The organism is Spirosoma sp. SC4-14 (assembly GCF_037201965.1).
Classification (GTDB): domain Bacteria; phylum Bacteroidota; class Bacteroidia; order Cytophagales; family Spirosomataceae; genus Spirosoma.
Genome location: NZ_CP147518.1, coordinates 6,702,764 through 6,722,017, shown reverse-complemented (window position 1 = coordinate 6,722,017; position 19,254 = coordinate 6,702,764). Strand labels below are relative to the sequence as shown.

Annotated in this window: 19 protein-coding genes; 13 read left to right on the top strand and 6 right to left on the bottom strand. The window is 48.2% G+C overall.

Going from position 1 to position 19,254, the window contains the following annotated elements; genetic code table 11:
• The first annotated feature begins 132 nt into the window (after positions 1–132).
• From WBJ53_RS27765 to WBJ53_RS27720, 10 genes are all read left to right on the top strand, one after another.
• A complete protein-coding gene (locus tag WBJ53_RS27765; RefSeq protein ID WP_338872364.1) occupies positions 133–942 on the top strand; it encodes an SDR family oxidoreductase in 810 nt (269 codons plus the stop codon).
• A gap of 107 nt (positions 943–1,049) precedes the next feature.
• Positions 1,050–2,108 carry an aldo/keto reductase gene (locus WBJ53_RS27760; RefSeq protein ID WP_338872362.1) on the top strand — a complete coding sequence of 353 codons (1,059 nt, stop codon included), beginning with the start codon at positions 1,050–1,052 and terminating at the stop codon, positions 2,106–2,108.
• A gap of 78 nt (positions 2,109–2,186) precedes the next feature.
• The gene (gcvH, locus tag WBJ53_RS27755) at positions 2,187–2,570 is read left to right on the top strand and encodes a glycine cleavage system protein GcvH (RefSeq protein ID WP_338872360.1); all 384 of its coding nucleotides are present in this window, start codon (positions 2,187–2,189) and stop codon (positions 2,568–2,570) included.
• A 116-nt stretch (positions 2,571–2,686) separates the two neighbouring features.
• Positions 2,687–3,982 (top strand): dihydroorotase, encoded by a 1,296-nt coding sequence (locus tag WBJ53_RS27750; RefSeq protein ID WP_338872358.1) that lies wholly within the window; start codon positions 2,687–2,689, stop codon positions 3,980–3,982.
• Positions 3,979–4,530: a DUF4199 domain-containing protein gene (locus WBJ53_RS27745; RefSeq protein WP_338872356.1), complete on the top strand. Its 552-nt coding sequence runs from the start codon at positions 3,979–3,981 to the stop codon at positions 4,528–4,530. The genes WBJ53_RS27750 and WBJ53_RS27745 overlap by 4 nt, the downstream gene beginning before the upstream one ends.
• 57 nt (positions 4,531–4,587) lie before the next feature.
• Positions 4,588–5,106: a DUF4199 domain-containing protein gene (locus tag WBJ53_RS27740; protein ID WP_338872354.1), complete on the top strand. Its 519-nt coding sequence runs from the start codon at positions 4,588–4,590 to the stop codon at positions 5,104–5,106.
• Between the two features lie 124 nt (positions 5,107–5,230).
• Positions 5,231–5,956, top strand: coding sequence for a gliding motility-associated ABC transporter permease subunit GldF (gene gldF / locus WBJ53_RS27735; RefSeq protein WP_338872352.1), 726 nt, complete (start codon positions 5,231–5,233; stop codon positions 5,954–5,956).
• A gap of 33 nt (positions 5,957–5,989) precedes the next feature.
• Positions 5,990–6,340, top strand: coding sequence for a VanZ family protein (locus tag WBJ53_RS27730; RefSeq protein ID WP_338872350.1), 351 nt, complete (start codon positions 5,990–5,992; stop codon positions 6,338–6,340).
• An 81-nt stretch (positions 6,341–6,421) separates the two neighbouring features.
• Entirely contained in the window at positions 6,422–7,324 is a 903-nt protein-coding gene (gnd, locus tag WBJ53_RS27725; protein WP_338872348.1) for a phosphogluconate dehydrogenase (NAD(+)-dependent, decarboxylating), read from the top strand.
• Positions 7,325–7,546: 222 nt separating this feature from the next.
• Positions 7,547–8,614 carry a fatty acid desaturase gene (locus WBJ53_RS27720; RefSeq protein WP_338872346.1) on the top strand — a complete coding sequence of 356 codons (1,068 nt, stop codon included), beginning with the start codon at positions 7,547–7,549 and terminating at the stop codon, positions 8,612–8,614.
• Between the two features lie 60 nt (positions 8,615–8,674).
• On the opposite strand, the gene WBJ53_RS27715 is transcribed toward WBJ53_RS27720, so the two are convergent.
• Positions 8,675–9,538 (bottom strand): DNA/RNA non-specific endonuclease, encoded by an 864-nt coding sequence (locus WBJ53_RS27715; protein WP_338872344.1) that lies wholly within the window; start codon positions 9,536–9,538, stop codon positions 8,675–8,677.
• Between the two features lie 140 nt (positions 9,539–9,678).
• Between WBJ53_RS27715 and WBJ53_RS27710 the strand changes: the two genes are divergently transcribed.
• On the top strand, positions 9,679–11,691 hold the full coding sequence (locus WBJ53_RS27710) for a tetratricopeptide repeat protein (protein ID WP_338872342.1): 2,013 nt from the start codon (positions 9,679–9,681) through the stop codon (positions 11,689–11,691).
• Between the two features lie 73 nt (positions 11,692–11,764).
• On the opposite strand, the gene WBJ53_RS27705 is transcribed toward WBJ53_RS27710, so the two are convergent.
• The 5 genes from WBJ53_RS27705 to WBJ53_RS27685 all read right to left on the bottom strand — a co-directional run bounded on the left by WBJ53_RS27705 (position 11,765) and on the right by WBJ53_RS27685 (position 16,494).
• Entirely contained in the window at positions 11,765–12,391 is a 627-nt protein-coding gene (locus tag WBJ53_RS27705; protein ID WP_338872340.1) for an NAD(P)-binding domain-containing protein, read from the bottom strand.
• Between the two features lie 23 nt (positions 12,392–12,414).
• Positions 12,415–12,720 carry a Uma2 family endonuclease gene (locus WBJ53_RS27700; protein WP_338872338.1) on the bottom strand — a complete coding sequence of 102 codons (306 nt, stop codon included), beginning with the start codon at positions 12,718–12,720 and terminating at the stop codon, positions 12,415–12,417.
• Positions 12,704–12,904, bottom strand: a complete 201-nt coding sequence (locus WBJ53_RS27695) for a hypothetical protein (protein WP_338872336.1) — start codon at positions 12,902–12,904, stop codon at positions 12,704–12,706. The genes WBJ53_RS27700 and WBJ53_RS27695 overlap by 17 nt, the downstream gene beginning before the upstream one ends.
• Positions 12,905–12,978: 74 nt before the next feature.
• The gene (scpA, locus tag WBJ53_RS27690; RefSeq protein WP_338872334.1) at positions 12,979–15,111 is read right to left on the bottom strand and encodes a methylmalonyl-CoA mutase; all 2,133 of its coding nucleotides are present in this window, start codon (positions 15,109–15,111) and stop codon (positions 12,979–12,981) included.
• Positions 15,112–15,123: 12 nt separating this feature from the next.
• Positions 15,124–16,494 (bottom strand): methylmalonyl-CoA mutase family protein, encoded by a 1,371-nt coding sequence (locus WBJ53_RS27685; RefSeq protein ID WP_338872332.1) that lies wholly within the window; start codon positions 16,492–16,494, stop codon positions 15,124–15,126.
• Between the two features lie 313 nt (positions 16,495–16,807).
• On the opposite strand from WBJ53_RS27685, the gene dnaA reads away from it, so the two are divergent.
• Positions 16,808–18,217, top strand: coding sequence for a chromosomal replication initiator protein DnaA (dnaA, locus tag WBJ53_RS27680; RefSeq protein ID WP_338877244.1), 1,410 nt, complete (start codon positions 16,808–16,810; stop codon positions 18,215–18,217).
• A 59-nt stretch (positions 18,218–18,276) separates the two neighbouring features.
• Positions 18,277–19,254 carry a GNAT family N-acetyltransferase gene (locus WBJ53_RS27675; RefSeq protein ID WP_338872330.1) on the top strand — a complete coding sequence of 326 codons (978 nt, stop codon included), beginning with the start codon at positions 18,277–18,279 and terminating at the stop codon, positions 19,252–19,254.

Here is a 19,254-nt window from a genome sequence, read left to right as displayed (position 1 = left end):
CTGTAAAAAAGATAGACCGTTGGGGAATTCTGGAGTAGGCTCCAATTTGTAGGGTAAAGTAACTGACTTGAGACTGTTTGCCAATCATTCCGTCAGCATACAGGCTACAGGTAAACATAACTCGTTACTCCCATGACAAAAACAATTTTTATTACTGGTGCATCAACGGGCCTTGGCCGGGCCACTGCCATTCTGTTTTCAACTAAAGGATGGAATGTAATTGCAACCATGCGCAAACCCGAAAAGGAAGTCGAATTAGGCCAACTGCCAAACATTACGCTGCTTGCTTTGGATGTAACAAATCCGGCTCAGATCAAATCGGTAGCTCAGCAGGCTATTGAAACGAGTGGTGTCGATGTCGTATTCAACAATGCAGGTTATGGATTGGCCGGACCGCTGGAAGGTACCACCGACGAGCAGATTGTGGATGAAATTAATACCAATTTGCTGGGTGTGATTCGGGTTACGCAGGCTTTTATACCCTATTTTCGGGAAAAGAAATCGGGGTTGTTTATTACAACAACCTCAATAGGGGGTTTGGTAGCACTCCCCTTCAATTCGGTATATCATGCCACAAAATGGGCGCTTGAAGGCTGGAGCGAAAGCCTGTTGTTCGAGCTGTCGAAGTTTGGAATAGGCGTTAAAACCGTTTCGCCGGGAGGTATCAAAACCGATTTTTTGAGTCGTTCGCTGGTACTGGCCAACCATGATGCATATACAGACTATATCGATAAAGTACTGGTTGCTTTTACGAATCCAGAGCGCCAGGCGTCGTACTCTACGGCCGGGCAAATTGCCGATGTGGTGTATGAAGCTGCTACGGATGGCAAAAATCAACTGCGCTATGTTGCTGGTGAAGATGCCAAAGCCATGTATGCACAACGACAGCAGGTGGGTGACGAACTCTTCAGACAAGGAATAGATACGATGTTCTTCGGATAACTATCCGATTTGAGTAGCCTTTAAAACGCTGCTCAAATCGTTATCTTCGGTCAACAATACAATCGGTTTGCGAGTTGAGGTTGTTGAGTACTAACCAAAATAAAGCCATGAATTATAAGTATCTGGGAGACACCGGTGTGCTGGTTTCCGAAATCTGTTTGGGTACCATGACCTTTGGCGGAGAAGGCTATTGGCAGGCCATTGGCCAACTTCAGCAGGATAGCGTCAACGAAATTGTGAAGATGGCTGTCGATGAAGGCATCAATTTTGTCGATACCGCCAATGTGTATTCATTTGGTCAGTCGGAAACGTTGCTTGGGCGAGCCATAAAAGACCTTGGCTTATCGCGCGATGATCTTGTGATTGCTACCAAAGTACGTGGTCGAATGGGTGAGGGTAAAAACCAGGTTGGGCTGGGGCGCCTTCAGATTATGCAGCAACTGGAAAGCAGCTTGAAACGATTGCAGGTCGATCATATCGATTTGTACCAGATTCATGGCTTTGATGCGGCAACACCACTCGAAGAAACCATGCGTGGCCTGGAAGATGTGGTTCGGAGCGGTAAGGTTCGCTATATTGGCTGCTCCAATCTGGCGGCCTGGCAGGTGATGAAAGCCAACGGAATTGCCGATAAATATGGCTGGAGTAAGTTCGTTTCGACGCAGAACTACTATTCCATTGCCGGGCGCGATCTCGAAAACGAAATCGTGCCGATGACCCAGGATCAGCACATGGCTATTTTACCCTGGAGCCCGCTGGCTGGTGGATTCCTGTCGGGAAAATATACCCGCAACAACAAACCTACCGACGGATCGCGTCGACTGAATTTCGATTTCCCGCCAGTCAATCAGGAACGGGCCTACGATATCATTGACGTGATGGAGCGCATAGGGGCTGATCACGGCGTATCGGTTGCCCGAATTGCACTGGCCTGGGTTTTGTCTAAACCGCCCGTAACGAGCGTTATTATTGGAGCTAAAACCACAGAGCAATTGCTGGATAACCTTAAAGCCACGGATCTGAGCCTGACAACGGAGCAGCTCGAACAACTCGACGAAGTTAGTATGACGCCCAAACCGTATCCGCAATGGATGATTGAGCGCCAGAGTCGCGATCGATTGGCATCCGCCAGTTTTACCCCAACTCAATCGTCGATGATAAAGTAACAGACTCCCCTGGCTGGAATACTGTTTGCAAATCCGGCCTAGTCTACCGTATTTTGTGCGTATAAATTACACCTCGCAATGAATTTCCCCGCAGAATTGAGTTATACGCAGGATCACGAGTGGATTCGGCTAGAAGATGACGGCACGGCTGTGATCGGCATTACTGACTTTGCTCAACATGAGTTGGGCGATATTGTTTATGTAGACGTGGCAACGGTTGGGCAAACGCTCGGTCAGGGCGAGGTTTTTGGATCGGTCGAAGCCGTAAAAACAGTATCGGACCTGTTCTTGCCCATAGCAGGTGAAGTGCTGGAACTGAACGATGCTATCGAAAAATCGCCCGAACTGCTCAATAGTGATCCCTATGGCGAAGGCTGGATTGTTCGTGTAAAACCGGCTGATGCAAGTCAGACAGATGGATTGCTGACGGCCGACGCTTATCAGGAATTGGTTGGTGCCTGATTCATCAGTACTAATATTCGGGAAGGCTCCAACTGGCTAACTGCCGTGGAGCCTTTTTTTCAATTACCTTACCCCATGTCCCCCTCTTTGGTATAAGCCGAAAGGGGGTAAAGGTTATGCAACTCTTACTTCGCTCCGTTCGTATTGTTGATGCTGCTTCGTCGTTTGATGGGCAGATTTTTGATCTCTTGATTATTAATGGCCTTATTCGGCAAATCGGCACCCAGCTAACCGCAGAGGCAGGTGTTCAGGTTATCGATGTGCCTAATCTGCATGTTTCTCCTGGCTGGGTCGATATGCGTGTATCGGCACAGGACCCCGGTTTTGAACATAAAGAAGATCTGGCAAGTGTTTGTCGGGCGGCTGCGGCCGGTGGTTTTACCGACATCGTGGTGCTGCCCAATACGCAACCCATTGTCGATTCGAAAGGGATGCTTGGTTATGTTCGACGCATGGCCGAGGGGCAGCCCGTAACTATTCATGTTACGGCAGCTATTACTAAAAAAGCCGCCGGAGACGATTTTACGGAAATGCTCGATCTGCACCACGCCGGAGCTGTAGCGTTTACTGATGGGCATCATCCGCTCCAGAATCCCGATCTGCTCCTGAAAACACTGCAATACCTCCAGCCAGTCAATGGCTTGTTGATGAACCGACCCGAAGAAACCAGGCTGACGCTTTTTGGACAGATGCACGAAGGAATGCAGAGCACGTTGCTGGGGTTGAAAGGAATGCCGGCTCTAGCCGAAGAGATAATGATTGAACGTGACCTGCGCCTGCTCGATTATGTGCTCGGTGCAGAGAAGCTGGGCCAGGGGGGAGAAGCGCCTGCACTGCATTTTTCAACAATTTCGTCGGCTCGGTCGGTCGAACTGATTCGGAACGCCAAAGCGCAGGGAATGCCGGTTAGCTGCGATGTGGCTGCGCATCAGCTTGTATTCGACGATAGCGCCCTGGCCGGATTTGATACCAATCTGAAAGTGAATCCGCCATTTCGATCGTCGGCCGATGTGGCTGCCTTATGGGCAGGGCTGGCCGATAATACAATCGATGCTATCGTGTCGGACCATACACCTCAGGATGCCGAAAGTAAAAATGTAGAGTTCGATCTGGCCGAATTCGGTATGATTGGTCTCGAAACAGCTTTTGCATCTGTACTTACTCACAATCCGGTCTTAACGCTGACGCAGCTCATTGAGAAAGTAACCAGTGGGCCACGCCAAATTTTGCGATTACCTGCCGTAACCATTGCCGAAGGGCAACCCGCCTGCCTGACGTTGTTTGATCCAACTGCACGCTGGGCATATGACCACACAGTTTCAAAATCCAGAAATTCACCGTTTTTGGGGCAGACACTCACTGGCCGTGTGGTTGGCACTGTGCATCAGGGGCAATTTAACCACAATACATGAAAGACATTATTACCTATTTTAACCACCCCTTATTAAAGCTCCCGCTATTGGCCGGACTGGTAACGGGCTTTTTATGTTTTCTTTATTTTCTGGCTCTTTATGCGCTGGATGTTCCTCCACTGGGTAATATTCGGGTTCTCGATTTTGGTATTCATATTATTATGATGATCGCCACCGTGTGGTATTATCGGAAGTATATTGGTCATGGAATGCTTCACCTTTGGGAAGGAATAACCATTTGTTACGTGATCAATACGATTGCCGCACTCGTAACGGGGTGGCTAATTTATTTCTTCGTTACTCAGGTCGACACTACCGTATTTGCCGAATATATTGTAAACTCGAAAAAGCTGCTGCTGGAGGGCAAAAAACAACTGGTCGATCAATTTGGTCCTGAAACGTTTAACGATCAATGGACAAAGGTTAGCACCATGACGCCCGGCGTACTGCTGCCCGATGAACTGACGAAAAAAACAGCGCTGGCGGTGCTCCCTGTATTGATTATTTCGCTGCTTTTCCGAAAGCAGGATTATAATGTATTGCGATAAAACGGGCCATAATCACTCCCGAATCACTCATAAGCGCTCTGTCTGGGCTATCGAATTATGAACGAACAACCATCTTCTACACGCCTTGCCCTAAAATGGGGCGTCATTTTGGGTATTGTTTTGATGTTAATAACGCTGGTTCTGTACCTGACTGACCAAACCACCAATCCATGGTTCTCCGTGCTAACCTTGGCGGTAATGATAGCGGCCCTGATTCTGGCTATGCAGGAGTACCGAAAAGTAAACGGAGGGTTTATGTCGTATGGCGAAGGCGTTGGTATGGGCGCACTGCTTTCGGGAGTGGCAGGTATACTGGCTTCGGCATTTTCTACTTTCTATAACGTTGTGATTGACCCGACTATTCAGCAACGCGCATTTGAACAGGCACGCGAACGGCTGGAAAATCAGAATATGTCTGACGAGCAAATTGACCAGGCACTCGAGTTTTCGCAGAAGTTTCAATCGCCTGGTTTTACGTTTATTGCTGGCGTGTTTGGGACCATTATTATGGGCGCACTGCTTTCGCTGATTATTGCGGCATTCATACGCCGAAACAAGAATAATCCGTTTGATTGAAAATGGAATGTGGTCTATGGTTTATTGTTAACGGTTTATGATTGCTCCACAGTTGAGGGTACTAATCGGCAAAGCACCCATAAACCATAAACGATAAGCCATAAACCATAAACTGATTTAGACTATGGGGGCTATTTTTCGTAAGGAGATTAATCAATTTTTCTCGTCGCCGATTGCTTACATCATTATGGCTGTATTTCTGACGGCTATAGGGTTAATGCTTTGGGTATTCCCGGATACCAGCCTGCTCGAAAATGGCTATGCCGATATGGGGGCTTTTTTTAATCTAACCCCCTATGTCATGCTCTTTCTGGTGCCAGCCATAACCATGCGTTCACTTGCCGATGAAGTACGCACCGGTACACTGGAATGGTTGCTGACTAAACCGGTTAGTCGCTGGCGCATCGTAGGCGGCAAATTTCTGGCAAGCTGGCTATTGGTCGTGTTAACTATATTGCCAACGATCGTGTACTATATCACCCTCTATCAACTGGGCTCTCCCATAGGAAATATCGATTCGGCGGCCGTATTTGGCTCTTATATCGGACTGGTATTGTTAGCCGGGGTCTTTGTCGCTATCGGACTTTGGGCTTCGTCGCTTAACGACAATCAGGTTGTTGCTTTTGTGTTGGGGGTGTTCTTTTGTTTTCTGCTGTATGTCGGCCTAAGTGCCATAGCCAGTATGGGTGCCTTAGGCGGCTTTGGATATTACTTTTCCTATATCGCTTTGGATGAGCAATACCGGGCACTCGGAAAAGGGTTAATTGATTCCAGAAACGTGGTTTATCTGGTAACGTTAATGACGTTTTTTCTGTTGATTACAGCCAATAGACTTAAACGCAGTTTCTAGCTATAAGGAAAGCGGTATAGATTTTTTGACTAAATGAACTACTCCTCTATTGTGCGCTGGCTGGCTATTGGCTGGACCATTGTTATTCTGATTGGCTGTTTAGCTCCTCATGACCAGATCCCGGAAGTGCTGACAGATATTAGCGACAAACTGGAGCATATGGCCATTTTTGCGCTCTTCACACTACTTTGGGCGGAGGCCGGTATGCGCGTAAACCTAACCTTGATAATTGGTATTCTATTTGGTGCCTTGATCGAAGTACTTCAATATATACTCCCTATCAATCGAAGTGCCGACTGGGGAGATCTAGTTGCCGATTCGATAGGGGCAGTAGTTGGAATTGTGGTTTATTGGGGTATTCATAAAGTAATAAGAACATACTGAGCCAGTTTGCCTCTCTGCAACAGCAGATACCCAAGGGTTCAGAAAAAATCGTCAATTTGACTGATCAAATCATTGAACGTTATGCACATAGGATTCATTGGCTTAGGAAAGATGGGGTTCAACCTTGTCAGTAACCTGGTTCATCATGGCCATTCGGTCGTTGGTTACGACATTAATGAGACATTGGTTGATGCCGTAAAAACGGAAGGTGCCCAGGGAGTGAACTCGCTGGAAGATTTATATCATGCACTACCCGAAAAACGAGTTTTGTGGCTGATGATTCCGGCCGGAGCCCTTATCGACAAAGTGATTGAGCAGCTACTGGCTTTTTTGCAACCTGGTGATGTGCTGATCGACGGTGGTAATTCGCATTACAAAGATTCGCTCCGTCGACATGCTTATCTTAAAGAAAAAGGGATTGGGTTTCTCGATTGCGGTACCAGTGGTGGCATAAGTGGCGCGCTGAATGGCGCCTGTACCATGGTTGGCGGTGACCCAGACGTAATTGAACCACTACACGAGGTTTTCAGGCAGGTTTCGGTTGAAGACGGCTATCTGTATACTGGCCCGGCAGGTAGTGGACACTTCTGCAAAATGGTTCATAATGGAATCGAATATGGCATGATGCAGGCCATTGCCGAAGGATTTGAAGTGTTGGAAAAGAGCCAGTTCCCCTACGATTTTGAAGCCGTTGCCAAAATGTGGAGCCATGGTTCGGTAATTCGGGGCTGGCTAATGGAGCTTGCACAGGATGCGTTTAGCAAAGACCCCAAACTGGAGGGCATCAAAGGAAAAATGTTCTCATCGGGCGAAGGGAAATGGACGCTGGAAACGGCTCTCGATCTGGGCGTGCCTACACCAGTGATTGCGCTTTCGCTGCTAACCCGCTATCGTTCACTACAGGATGATACCTTTACTGGTAAGGTTGTAGCGGCTCTCCGAAATGAGTTTGGCGGTCACGCAGTTGAGAAAAAATTAGAGTAAGAATGTGATCTGGCATTCTTTTAATGGAAAGATAGTTTTATCTTGGAACGATTTACATATTCAACGTTTAACAAATTAATAATACGCTTAATTCGAAAACGTCCAATTTAAATTTGTTTTTTTCGTTATCCATATAATTAGGGCAGTTTCGATTGTCGATACAGACCAATCGGAACTGCCCTATTTTTTTAACTACTTAACCTTTTAACCACCGTATAGTCAATGAAAGTACTGGGTGCTATTCATGACCCGACATTTACGGGTCGAACTTATAACCAGCTTGATCAATATTTCTTAAAATATATTAAAGACGAACGTGATTTACCGTTCGTATACCTAACAATTCGTATAAGCTTAACCCTGATTCCGCTGGCAATACTGCTGTTTATGCCTTTTGTGACCGGCTGGGTCTGGTGGGCAGTAGCTGCCGTTCATTTCTATATCAGCAATTTTGTGTTTAAAGGCCCATTTGGCCTGATGCTTCATTGCACCAGCCATCGCCCATTTTTTAAACCGGAATATTCCTGGCTCAACAATTACCTGCCGTGGGTGCTGGCTCCGTTTTTTGGGCATACCCCCGAAACCTACTACAGCCATCATATCGGTATGCACCACCCCGAAAACAATCTTGAAGACGATGATAGCAGTACAATGGCGTTTCAACGAGATTCGTTCCGAAGCTTTCTGAGCTATTTTGGGCAGTTTTTTGTGCTGGGTGTGCACAATTTATTAGGCTACCTGCGCCGGAAAAATCGGACAAAACTGGCTAGTCGTGCCATGACCGGCGAAATCACGTTTGGGATAATTTGTGCCATTTTATGTTTCATCAACTGGCCGGCCACGGTGCTCGTTTTTTTGCTGCCGCTGGTTATTTATCGACTGATTGCCATGATGGGCAACTGGACACAACACGCTTTTGTTGATATAGACGACCCCGGAAATGCCTATAAAAACAGCATTACGTGCATCAATGTGAAATACAATAAAAAATGCTGGAATGATGGCTATCATATTAGCCACCACGTTAGGCCCGGTATGCACTGGACAGAACATCCAACTTTTTTTCAGAAAACGATCGATAAATATGCTCAAAATCAGGCTATTATTTTCGATGGACTGGATTTTCTGCAAATATTCTTTTTGCTCATGCGAAAGCGCTATGATGTGCTGGCCCGGCATATGGTTAATGTAAACGGAAGTTTCGCCGATGAGGCCGAAGCTATTGCCGTATTGAGGCATCGTACGCAACGAATTCCGGTAGAAGTACCCTTGGAAGTTGCTATGCCCTAACAAAAAAGCGGACGTTCGTCCGCTTTTTTGTTAGAAAACCGTTGCTGTGAAGTACGTTTTTTAACTGTTGCTGCCGTCGATTCTTGCTTCAATAATTCGCTGGATTCCAGTAGGAACATTTGAGAGAAAATTGTAGCCAGTTAACTCTTCCAGTGCATCGACGCTTGTTAGATAAGCGCGCCAGGGTTTATCGGCAGCGGTTTGATTGTTAGGAATATTTACCGCTATGATGCGGGTATCGGTAGAAACGCGTTCGGCATCGTTAGAGTCGGTTGGAAGCACAATAATAATCTTCCAGAGCGTTGCCGGAACGGTCAGCTTACCATTGGCAAGTTTGGTTGCATAGCCGTTCTGGCCGGTGCCTCCAGTACCATATGTACCAGCAATAACGTATACCTCGTTACCCGATGTGATTAGTTGGCGTTCGTAATCTTCCAGATTTTTCCAAACTTCGCGGTTGTGTCGGGGGGCTTGTGGCACGATGTTGGTTAGAAGAAAGGTAGCGGCATTGTCTTCGGGCGATCCATCACGATCGTCGGAAGGGCAGAGGTGTCCACGGTCGAAACCCGTATTGGTATACTCTGATGGCCGGGCAACATACCAGCCTGTGGGCAGAGCAGCATCGGGTCGAAAATCGTTGGTTCGTTTGCTATCGCCTTTCCAGGCTGAGCTCAGGTGCCAGCTTACCCAGTTTGCAATGCCCCGGCTTTTGCTGTACGACACTACATAAGCCGATCTGACGAGCAAATAATTGTCGGGGGTGTTGGTCGAAGCGCCACTTGGATTGCCCAGTGCCAGGTTATCATCGCGGGTAGGTTCGGTTGAGCCCCGGCCTGTCGAACCTGGTGTTGCGGTTCGTAAACAGCCGCCGAGCACCATAAGTAAACTAAGTCCAGCAAGAATACTTTTAAGATGATAAGGCATCTGGATTGATTTTACTGACATTCTTGCGGAACTTTACCTGTGAGAAAAAGAGAAAAGAATCTACTTGGCCTGTGTGATTAGCTAAGTAACTACAAATTTCCCTAAAAATTGCCCATAAAAAAGACGAGTTACCTGCTGTTATGGCTAAAAAAAAACAACCTTCAGGGCCAGGTCAGGATCGGCCAAACCGCCCGGTTGCTCCTAAACCTGCTCTGACTCCCTCTGCCAGTCGTCCGGTTGCTAATCGTACTACAGAGACTACGATGCGGCCCCCCGTTCGTCAAGCAACTCCCAAATCTGCCGATACAACTGATCTGCCTATCGAAAAACGTCCGGTGGTATGGTGGCCGCTGGCAGCGCTGGCACTACTTGGTTTTCTGCTGTATGTAAATACGTTTGGGCATCAGTATGCGCTCGACGATATTGCGGCTGTAGGCCAAAATCTGTTTGTGAAAAAAGGGCTGGCTGGAATTCCAGACTTGCTACGAACTGAGTTCTGGCACTTCAGTAATATTTCGCTGGGCTACTACCGGCCGTTGTCGCTCATCACGTTTGCTGTTGAGCAGGAATACTTTAAGGATAACCCGAATATCAGCCATGTAATTAATGCAATCCTGTATGCCATAACTGGTTTGGCAATTGGTGCTTTATTACAGAAATGGTTGCCGGGGCAAACGATTACTGCTTTTCTGATTGGGGTAGTTTTTATGGCTCATCCCATCCATACCGAAATTGTGGCGAATATTAAAGGTCGCGACGAAATCCTGAGCTTTATGTTTATTTCGTTGATGCTGCTATCGTACTGGCGGTATCTGGAAACAAAACAGCGGGGCTGGATTGCCGGAGCCTGCGTATCGCTTTATCTGGCGTTCCTCTCGAAAGAGTCGTCTATTGTCAGTTTGGCTCTGATTCCGGCCATGCAATATTGGTTTGCGCGCCGGAATGTATGGCAGTCGATGATTAGTCTGTGGCCATTTCTGCTTGTTACGGCATTATTTTTCTATCAGAAACAGAAAATGATCGGCACCCTGAGCGGCAATCCTCCCGTCGACTGGGCGAACTATCCGTATGCGATCGAAAAAACGCAGAAATCGACCACCTTTAAGTTTCTGATCTATTATCTCCGGCTGTTGGTTTTTCCCCATCCATTGGTCTATGATTATTCATACAATGTTATTCCATCGGGGGGTAAAGGCGATCTGTTAACCTGGGCTGGTTTCTTTGCCTTTGTAGGTATGGCCTGGCTTGCCTGGAAAGGTTTTATGAAGCGCACCCTCTGGGGCTTTGGCCTGTTCTGGTTTTTTGTTACGATGGCTCCCGGTCTGGGTTTTATCTGGTTGCGGGGCGGTATTTTTGCCGAACGGTTTGCCTATGCGGCTGTTATGGGCTTTGGCTTTATTCTGATCTGGGCCCTACAGAAACTATTGGTTAAACCGGCCGGGAGTACTGAATCAACGGCAAAGCCACTCCTGACCCGTTATGCGCCTGTGCTAGGCATAATGGCCCTGGTAACAGGACTTTATGCTTTCAAGACCGTTGAACGAAATCGCGATTGGGAAAACAATTTTATTCTGTTCAATTCGGCCTTGCCGTATGCGCCCAATAGCTGTCAGGTACAGCGGCATGTCGCCAACGAATGGATTGAAAAAGGACTGAAAGATCGAACCAAAGCCGATTCGATTGCCAACGCAACCAATGCCATTAAGCCCAAACCGTCTCCCGAGCAGATCAAAAAGGCGCAGACACTGATCGATACCAATATTGCCCATGCCAATAAACACGGCCGTTGGGCGCTGGATCACCTTCAGCAGTCGACCCGGATCTATCCTAATTTTGGTGAAGCCTATTTTTCAATGGCGTATGTATTCCAGAAAATTATCCCGAATGTCGATTCGGCCAAGTATTATTATAAGCAAACCATACGGGCTGCCAATGCCTATGCACCTGCCTATAACAATCTTGGCGTAATTTATCAGACTGAAGGGTTTAATCAGAATAACCGGCAGAAACTGGAACTGGCTTCGTATTACTATAACCGATCGATGGTAGTTAATCCGGCCTATGCCGATGGACCTAACAACCGGGCCAATCTGATGAAAGCAACGGGTATCGACGTGAAATTTTTGCCCGATTCAATTGTCAATAAATACTGAACGATAGCTAGTTATCGGTTTCAATGATTCGTTTGACGAAGACCGCCTTTGCAAAGGCGGTCTTCGTTGTTTATCAGAAATTGCTCAGTGCATACTGAGCTTCTGCAGGCGTTAAAATTTTGCCATATATGGGCGAATCTGGTTGAAGCTTTCGACCACCCTCGCGTAATAAGCCAGCATCTACAGCCGTAAACCCAATATTATTGATGAGGCCAGCTATAATCATTTTGGCATTTGGATCATCGCTGGCCATACAGATGCTCAGCCGTTCTTCGGCAGGTTTCGACGAGTCGCTGTGTTCGGCCAGGTGTTTATACCAGATCGTATTGAACGCCTTAACGAGCCGCGTATCGGGTAGCCGGTGGGCTATTTCTTCGCTTGATGTCGAGTCGCCTAAATCGATAATTGTTGAATCGGCTGCATAGGGGTTCATGGCGTCGATAACAATTTTATTGGCCACCAGGTCGGGGTGAGGTAATGCTTCCGGCGAACGCCAGGGAACAGCCAGTAGAATAACTTCGCCAAAGGCGGCTGCATTATCGATCGTGTCGGCGTGTGCATCAGGACCAAGCTCGTTGATAATGTCGTTCAGCGATTCCGGGCCGCGCGAATTGCTTAGGGCGACTTCGTGGCCTGCCCGAACAAATAGCCGGGCTAAGGTGTGGCCAATATGACCGGCTCCAATAATTCCGATTTTCATATTCATAGGGAGTTTGTAGGTAATCACGTAACATGAAAAAGTCGGTTAATGGTGCTAAAACTTATCGACCGTTTAGGTAGCGTGCATAAACCAGATTCAGCAGCCGAAGAGGAAATATGGACTAGTTGCTCAGTAAATTCTTCGTCCAGCCGAAACTGTTCGACCGTTTGCCGGGCTGGATCGACAAGCCAGTATTTGCGGATACCCAGAGCGGCATAATCGTCAAATTTTATATCCTCAACGGGAGTTGCTTCGTTCGCGTTTAGCTGTTCCTTTCGACAGAATCTCGACAGCCAGAGCTGGTGCCGGATGTTACACCGTTTCATCATCGAACGTATCCGCTACTTCTTTACGCCAGAAGCAAATGCCGGGCTTATAGTCATTACGAGTCAGCGAAACCATTGCCTTTTCAGAATCAACTTCGCCTAAACAATTTGCCTGTACGTAAACGCGTAATAAAGTCGTCAGGTTATGGCAAGCGCGGAGGTGCTTTCGTTTGACAGGCGCATGCATAATGACTTCGCCGTTAATAAATTCGGCTTTTTCATCGTCAGTTAGGCATCGGTGTTGGTGAAGATACGAAAAACTTAGTCCTGCATCAATTCCCTGAGTATCTTCTGGGCAGCTACCGAAATGATGGTGCCGGGGCCAAATATGCCTTTAACACCCGCATCATACAGAAACTGATAGTCCTGAGCGGGTATGACCCCGCCCGCAATAACCATGATATCGTCGCGGCCAATTTTTTTGAGTTCCTCTATCAACTGCGGAACTAGTGTTTTATGGCCTGCTGCCAGACTCGATACACCTACGATATGTACATCGTTTTCGGCAGCCTGCTTGGCAACTTCGGCTGGTGTCTGAAACAACGGCCCCATATCGACATCGAAGCCCAGATCAGCGAAGCTGGTAGCAATAACTTTGGCACCCCGGTCGTGACCATCCTGGCCCATTTTGGCAACCAGAATACGCGGACGGCGGCCATCGAGTTCGGCAAAGCGGTTGCTCAGTTCGCGGGCCAGTCGGAAATTTTCATCGTCCGACACTTCGGCCGAATAAACACCCGATACGGCGCGGATAGTGGCTTTATGACGGCCAAATGCTTTTTCCATAGCATCAGAAATTTCGCCAAGCGTGGCTCGTTCCCGAGCGGCTTCGATGGCAAGAGCGAGAAGGTTTTCGGTTTTCGATGTTCGGTTTTCGGCGGCTTTTGTAAGGGCCTCAAGAGCCTGCGCTACGTTCTGGTTATGGCGCGTTGCCTTCACATCGTTCAGGCGTTTGATTTGCGCTTCACGAACGGCCTGGTTGTCGATGTCGAGCAGCTCAATTTCGGTTTCTGATTCGGGCCTGTAGCGATTGACACCCACAATAACATCTTTGCCACTGTCGATTCGGGCTTGCTTTCGGGCTGCTGCTTCTTCGATACGAAGTTTGGGAAGGCCCGTTTCGATGGCTTTGGTCATGCCGCCAAGCTGCTCGACTTCGTCAATTAGTGCCCAGGCTTTTTCGACCAGTTCGGTTGTTAGAAACTCAACGTAGTAGGAGCCGCCCCACGGGTCGATAGCGCGGGTAATATCGGTTTCATGTTGCAGATAAAGCTGGGTATTGCGGGCGATTCGTGCCGAAAAGTCGGTAGGCAGGGCAATGGCTTCGTCGAGAGAGTTGGTATGTAGACTCTGCGTGCCGCCCAGCACAGCCGCTGTGGCTTCGATGGTTGTTCGGGCAACATTGTTAAACGGGTCCTGCTCGGTAAGGCTATAGCCCGATGTTTGGCAGTGGGTCCGCAACGCCATCGATTTTGGATTTTTCGGATCGAACTGCCGAACAATTTTAGCCCATAGCAGCCGTCCTGCCCGTAGTTTGGCAATCTCCATAAAGTGATTCATGCCGATTCCCCAGAAAAACGACAGCCGCGGGGCAAAATCATCGATTTTCATTCCAGCCCGTAAGCCTGTTCGAATATATTCGAGCCCATCGGCCAGCGTATAAGCCAACTCAAGCTGAGCGGGTGCGCCTGCTTCGTGCATATGGTAGCCACTAATACTGATGGAGTTGAACCGGGGCATGTGCTGGCTCGTATAGGCAAAAATATCGCCCACAATGCGCATCGACGGTTCGGGCGGGTAGATGTAGGTATTCCGTACCATGAACTCTTTCAGAATATCGTTCTGAATCGTACCCGATAGCTTTTCGGGGGAAACGCCCTGTTCTTGGGCAGCTACGATATAAAATGCCATGATTGGTATAACCGCGCCGTTCATGGTCATCGATACCGACATCTGATCGAGCGGAATCTGATTGAACAGAATTTTCATATCCTCCACCGTATCGATGGCTACACCTGCCTTGCCGACATCGCCCACAACGCGCGGATGATCGGAATCGTAGCCCCGATGCGTGGCCAGATCGAATGCAACCGACAGCCCTTTTTGCCCGGCCGCCAGATTACGCCGATAAAAGGCATTCGACGCTTCGGCTGTTGAAAAACCTGCATATTGCCGAATTGTCCACGGTTGCCTCACATACATACTGGCATAAGGCCCACGCAGAAATGGTGGTACTCCAGCCTGTAATGTTCCCAGATAGTAGCGCTCTACATCGTCGGCCATAAAATGCGGCTTTAGCTTAATGCCTTCGGCAGTCGTGAATGGTTTTGTGGCCGTTGGCTCCTTGCCGGTAGTTGCTGTTGAATTAAGTATCTGTGCGAAGTCGGGTTTCATGGCGGGTTGGGTTTATTCGAATTCGCTGGCTAACCGCCGAACGGGTAATGAGTCAGCCTTGGTTTCTTCTGCAATGTTGACGCTAATTCCTTCATCGGATCGGAACTTTGTGACGCCGACGATTACGTTTCCGTTGCGAATGGCTTCGACTTTTGTCTGATAGGCCTGATCGATTTTCTGCTTAATAAAACCGCTGGTCATTGTCTGTTCATAACCGCCCTGTTTTTCAACATCCAGAAACAGTAACCAGGCCGATTCTGTCAGTTGATTGGTCAGGCTTTCGATGTAGTAGGCTCCTGCCGACGGATCGGCAACTTTGTCCAGATGGCTTTCTTCTTTAAGCAGAATCGATATATTTCGAGCAATGCGGTCAGAAAACTCAGAGCCTGACTGCCCGAGAACGGTATCATACGGAGGTATGGTTAAGGCGTTGCAACCGCCTACAACGGCGGCCATGGCTTCTGCTGTGGCCCGCAGCATATTTGTATAGGGTGTTGCCGTAGCATTGTAAAACGTAGAGGTCTGTGCATGAACAAACACGCCAGGGTTGCCTGGCGTGTAGAAACTGCATAGTCGGTTAAACAGAACCCGGAGCGCCCGCAGTTTGGCAATCTCCATAAAATAACTGGTCCCGACTGCCACCGATAGCATGGTTTTGGCAATGAGTTGTTCAATTGATAACCCGGAATCAGTCAGGTAGTCGTATAAATCGGCAAGATAAGCGAGTGTAAAAGCCAACTCCTGCGAAGCCGTAGCTCCGGCATTATGAAACGAATGACTACTGGCGCAAATCGTGTAAAAGTGTGGCGAGCTGGCGGTGGCTCGCGTTACAGTAGCAATTGTCTGGCCGTATTCTTGTACCGATTGGTTTGGCAGATCGTATAGCAAACCGCCTTTGATCTGGTAGGGGGCAATATGGTCAAGTGTTTCAACCAGCTTTAGGGCATCATTTGTCTTGAAAAAAATGGGTGTTTCACTAAGTTTTATTCCATCGAGCAATCGTGCCAGCAACTGCATATCGCTACTCAGCGCGGGTCGTTTTTTCAACGATAAAACAAGAGCATCTGCACCATTCTGAATAGCCTGATGGATTGCCAGGTTACCTGCCTTTTCGTCGGTAACGGTATAGGTCGGCGCTGTTAGCCAACCCGGTGTTTGCTTTTGTGCCTGCTGAATACGGTGGAGCGGAAGAGAAGCTAAATCGTCGGGCGTGTAGTATGGCTCAACCGTAAAGCCTTCGGCAGTAGGCCAGCGTAAGGCTTCATAAATCGATTCAATTGATTCGGAAGTACCAGCACGGCTGGGTTTGCTTTCGTTCAGCACCTGATTCAGCCACACTGACTTATCGGCGGCTGGGAAAATTTCAGAAAAAAGTGATTCCATAGGTAAGGCCAGTGAAACAGCCAGGTAAAAGTAATATTTTCTATTTCCGGGGACAACCTTGCTAAATTAACCAGTTAATTACCACTGATGTTGGATTATTCGAAGGGATTACTCTGGCTCATTGACCTTCCGTTAGAAACGATTAATTTTAGCTTAATGAAGCAGGAAATGGTATGAGCAGTTAAAACAAATATCAAAAAAACGTGGCCGGGCCCGGTAGCTCCGGTCAGATAATTCCCTACATTTGTCTCCCTTTTTTGCGACACCAACGTAACAATGACGTACTCCCGTGAATGTAACTACTCAGCCAACCATGCAGCGTGAAGTAATGACGGTGTGGAATCGCTGTCTGAATGTTATCCGGGAGATTGTACCCGAACAAAGTTTTAATACCTGGTTTGAGCCCATTGTACCGCTTCGTCTGAACGGAAACGTTCTGACAATTCAGGTGCCAAGCGAGTTTTTTTATGAATGGCTCGAAGAAAACTTCGTGCATGCCCTGCGGAAAGCACTCGATACGGCCATTGGTCGGGATGGGCAGCTCGAATACTCGATCATTGTCGATAAGGGAAATGAGCAAAATCGCCCGCTGACGGTTAATGTGCCAACCACGAAAACCCCGCAGACGGCCAAACCCGACAATGTTAATCCTGATATTCTGAAGAGCCCGTTTGAGCTGAAAGATCTGGATTCGCTCACGCTCGATTCCTATCTGAACCCTTCCTATACCTTCGATAACTACGTTGAAGGCGACTGCAACCGATTGGCACGGCAAGCGGGGTATGCCGTAGCCGAGCGGCCGGGCATTACGTCGTTCAACCCACTCATGATTCATGGGGGCGTAGGGCTGGGCAAAACGCATCTGGTGCAGGCCATTGGTAACTATATTAAGAATAAGAATCAGGATAAGTTCGTACTCTACGTAACGTCGGAGAAGTTTACGAACCAGTTCCTGAACGCCATTCGAACCGATAGCATTCGCGATTTTACGGCGTTCTATATGCAGGTAGACGTGCTGGTGATCGACGATGTGCAGTTTCTGCAAAAGAAAGAAAAGACGCAGGAAATTTTCTTCCATATCTTCAACCACCTGCATCAGTCGGGCAAGCAGATCATTATGACCTCCGACCGTGCACCTCGTGCGCTCGACGGACTGGAAGACCGGCTGCTGTCGCGGTTCAAGTGGGGGCTTTCGGCCGATTTGCAGACGCCCGATCTGGAAACGCGGATTGCTATTATCCAGAAAAAGCTTCAGGCCGAAGGAATTTATATCGACAACAACGTAATCGAGTATCTGGCGCACAGCGTCAATACCAATGTTCGAGAACTGGAAGGCGTAATTGTATCGCTCATTGCACAGGCATCGCTGAACCGGCGCGAAATTGATCTGGAACTGGCCAAGCAAACCCTTCGGAACATCGTTGTCGATTCGGAGCGGGAAGTAACCATCGATTCAGTTCAGGAAATGGTTGCTGATTTTTTTGGCGTAACCATTGCCGACCTGAAGGCCAAAAGCCGGAAGCGGGAACTGGTATATCCGCGTCAGGTGGCGATGTATCTGGCGAAAGAAAAAACTGATCTGTCGCTCAAATCGATTGGCTATCATTTCGGCGGCCGCGACCATAGTACGGTGATTCACGCCGTCCAGACCATCAGCGATCTGGTGACGAAAAATGCCGAAACCCGCGCTTCAATTGAAAAGCTAAAGACCAAGTTTAAGTAACGCTTGCTATTACTTCCATACGGCGTTATACATTTGCCTGATTACCAGCCGTAGCTTTTGTGTCCGACTTCTTAGTACCCAAACGTGTGCCTCGCCATCAGATCGATACATTGGCGTGGGATGCCTGTGTAGCGTTGTCGGCGCAGCGGGTTTTGTATGGCTATTCGTGGTATCTGGATGCCGTTTTGCCCGCTCCCGACTGGCAATGGGAGGGCCTGGTGCTGTTCGATGAAAAAGGCAGTTATAAGGCTGTTATGCCAATTCCGTTACGACGAAAAGGCATTGCCGGGCTAATGCACCGATGGGTTGTCCACCAGCCGTTTTTTTGTCAGTTTCTGGCCGTGTTTAGCGTCGATGAGGTCGATACTGACCCGTTCTTGGAGGCTGTTTCGCACTTGTTTCGTTATGGAACAAAATTGTGCCTTCGCCAGGTAAGTCGTCGCCCGGTTTGGGCCGAAGTAAGTCAGCTCGCAACACATATACTGGATTTGTCGGCAGATTACGCGACGCTTTTTCAGAACTATTCGCGTGACCGGAAACTGAACCTGCGCCGGGCCGAAGCCGCTAACTGGACAGTGGTTGAATCAACTGACCTGCAACCCTTACTAAATTTGTTTCGTATCAATCATGCCGAAACCATCGACGGTGGAGTTGCCGATTGGGCTTATGCGTTATTTGATCGTTTGGGCAACGAACTAATGAGTCGCGGCTTCGGAATATTATACTATGCTGCTCAGCAGGGCAGGATCGAAGCCGGGGCGTTGTTTGTGCGCGAAGGCAACCGAATTATTTACCTGTTCAATGCCGCATCGGCAACGGGGCGCACAAAAAATGCCCGGACGCTGCTGATCGATCAGGTCATCCGGGCGTATGCGGGTACAAACAGTATATTCGATTTTGAAAGTCCGGTTAAGTCCTCCATCGTGGATTTCTACCGAAGTTTTGGCGCATCGGAAGAGCCGTTTTATAACTTACGCTGGAATCGATTAACAGCGCTGGAACGAGGATTGATACGCTTACGACACTTGCTGTCGTGA

Excerpts from the sequence above, each read along its gene's own strand:
- WBJ53_RS27750 (WP_338872358.1), top strand. The coding sequence starts at position 2,687 with ATGCAACTCTTACTTCGCTCCGTTCGTATTGTTGATGCTGCTTCGTCG.
- WBJ53_RS27760 (WP_338872362.1), top strand. The coding sequence starts at position 1,050 with ATGAATTATAAGTATCTGGGAGACACCGGTGTGCTGGTTTCCGAAATC.
- gcvH (WP_338872360.1), top strand. The coding sequence starts at position 2,187 with ATGAATTTCCCCGCAGAATTGAGTTATACGCAGGATCACGAGTGGATT.
- WBJ53_RS27715 (WP_338872344.1), bottom strand. The coding sequence starts at position 9,538 with ATGCCTTATCATCTTAAAAGTATTCTTGCTGGACTTAGTTTACTTATG.
- WBJ53_RS27720 (WP_338872346.1), top strand. The coding sequence starts at position 7,547 with ATGAAAGTACTGGGTGCTATTCATGACCCGACATTTACGGGTCGAACT.
- WBJ53_RS27700 (WP_338872338.1), bottom strand. The coding sequence starts at position 12,720 with ATGATGAAACGGTGTAACATCCGGCACCAGCTCTGGCTGTCGAGATTC.
- WBJ53_RS27685 (WP_338872332.1), bottom strand. The coding sequence starts at position 16,494 with ATGGAATCACTTTTTTCTGAAATTTTCCCAGCCGCCGATAAGTCAGTG.
- WBJ53_RS27765 (WP_338872364.1), top strand. The coding sequence starts at position 133 with ATGACAAAAACAATTTTTATTACTGGTGCATCAACGGGCCTTGGCCGG.
- WBJ53_RS27740 (WP_338872354.1), top strand. The coding sequence starts at position 4,588 with ATGAACGAACAACCATCTTCTACACGCCTTGCCCTAAAATGGGGCGTC.
- gnd (WP_338872348.1), top strand. The coding sequence starts at position 6,422 with ATGCACATAGGATTCATTGGCTTAGGAAAGATGGGGTTCAACCTTGTC.
- WBJ53_RS27730 (WP_338872350.1), top strand. The coding sequence starts at position 5,990 with ATGAACTACTCCTCTATTGTGCGCTGGCTGGCTATTGGCTGGACCATT.
- dnaA (WP_338877244.1), top strand. The coding sequence starts at position 16,808 with ATGCAGCGTGAAGTAATGACGGTGTGGAATCGCTGTCTGAATGTTATC.
- scpA (WP_338872334.1), bottom strand. The coding sequence starts at position 15,111 with ATGAAACCCGACTTCGCACAGATACTTAATTCAACAGCAACTACCGGC.
- gldF (WP_338872352.1), top strand. The coding sequence starts at position 5,231 with ATGGGGGCTATTTTTCGTAAGGAGATTAATCAATTTTTCTCGTCGCCG.
- WBJ53_RS27705 (WP_338872340.1), bottom strand. The coding sequence starts at position 12,391 with ATGAAAATCGGAATTATTGGAGCCGGTCATATTGGCCACACCTTAGCC.
- WBJ53_RS27695 (WP_338872336.1), bottom strand. The coding sequence starts at position 12,904 with ATGCATGCGCCTGTCAAACGAAAGCACCTCCGCGCTTGCCATAACCTG.
- WBJ53_RS27710 (WP_338872342.1), top strand. The coding sequence starts at position 9,679 with ATGGCTAAAAAAAAACAACCTTCAGGGCCAGGTCAGGATCGGCCAAAC.
- WBJ53_RS27745 (WP_338872356.1), top strand. The coding sequence starts at position 3,979 with ATGAAAGACATTATTACCTATTTTAACCACCCCTTATTAAAGCTCCCG.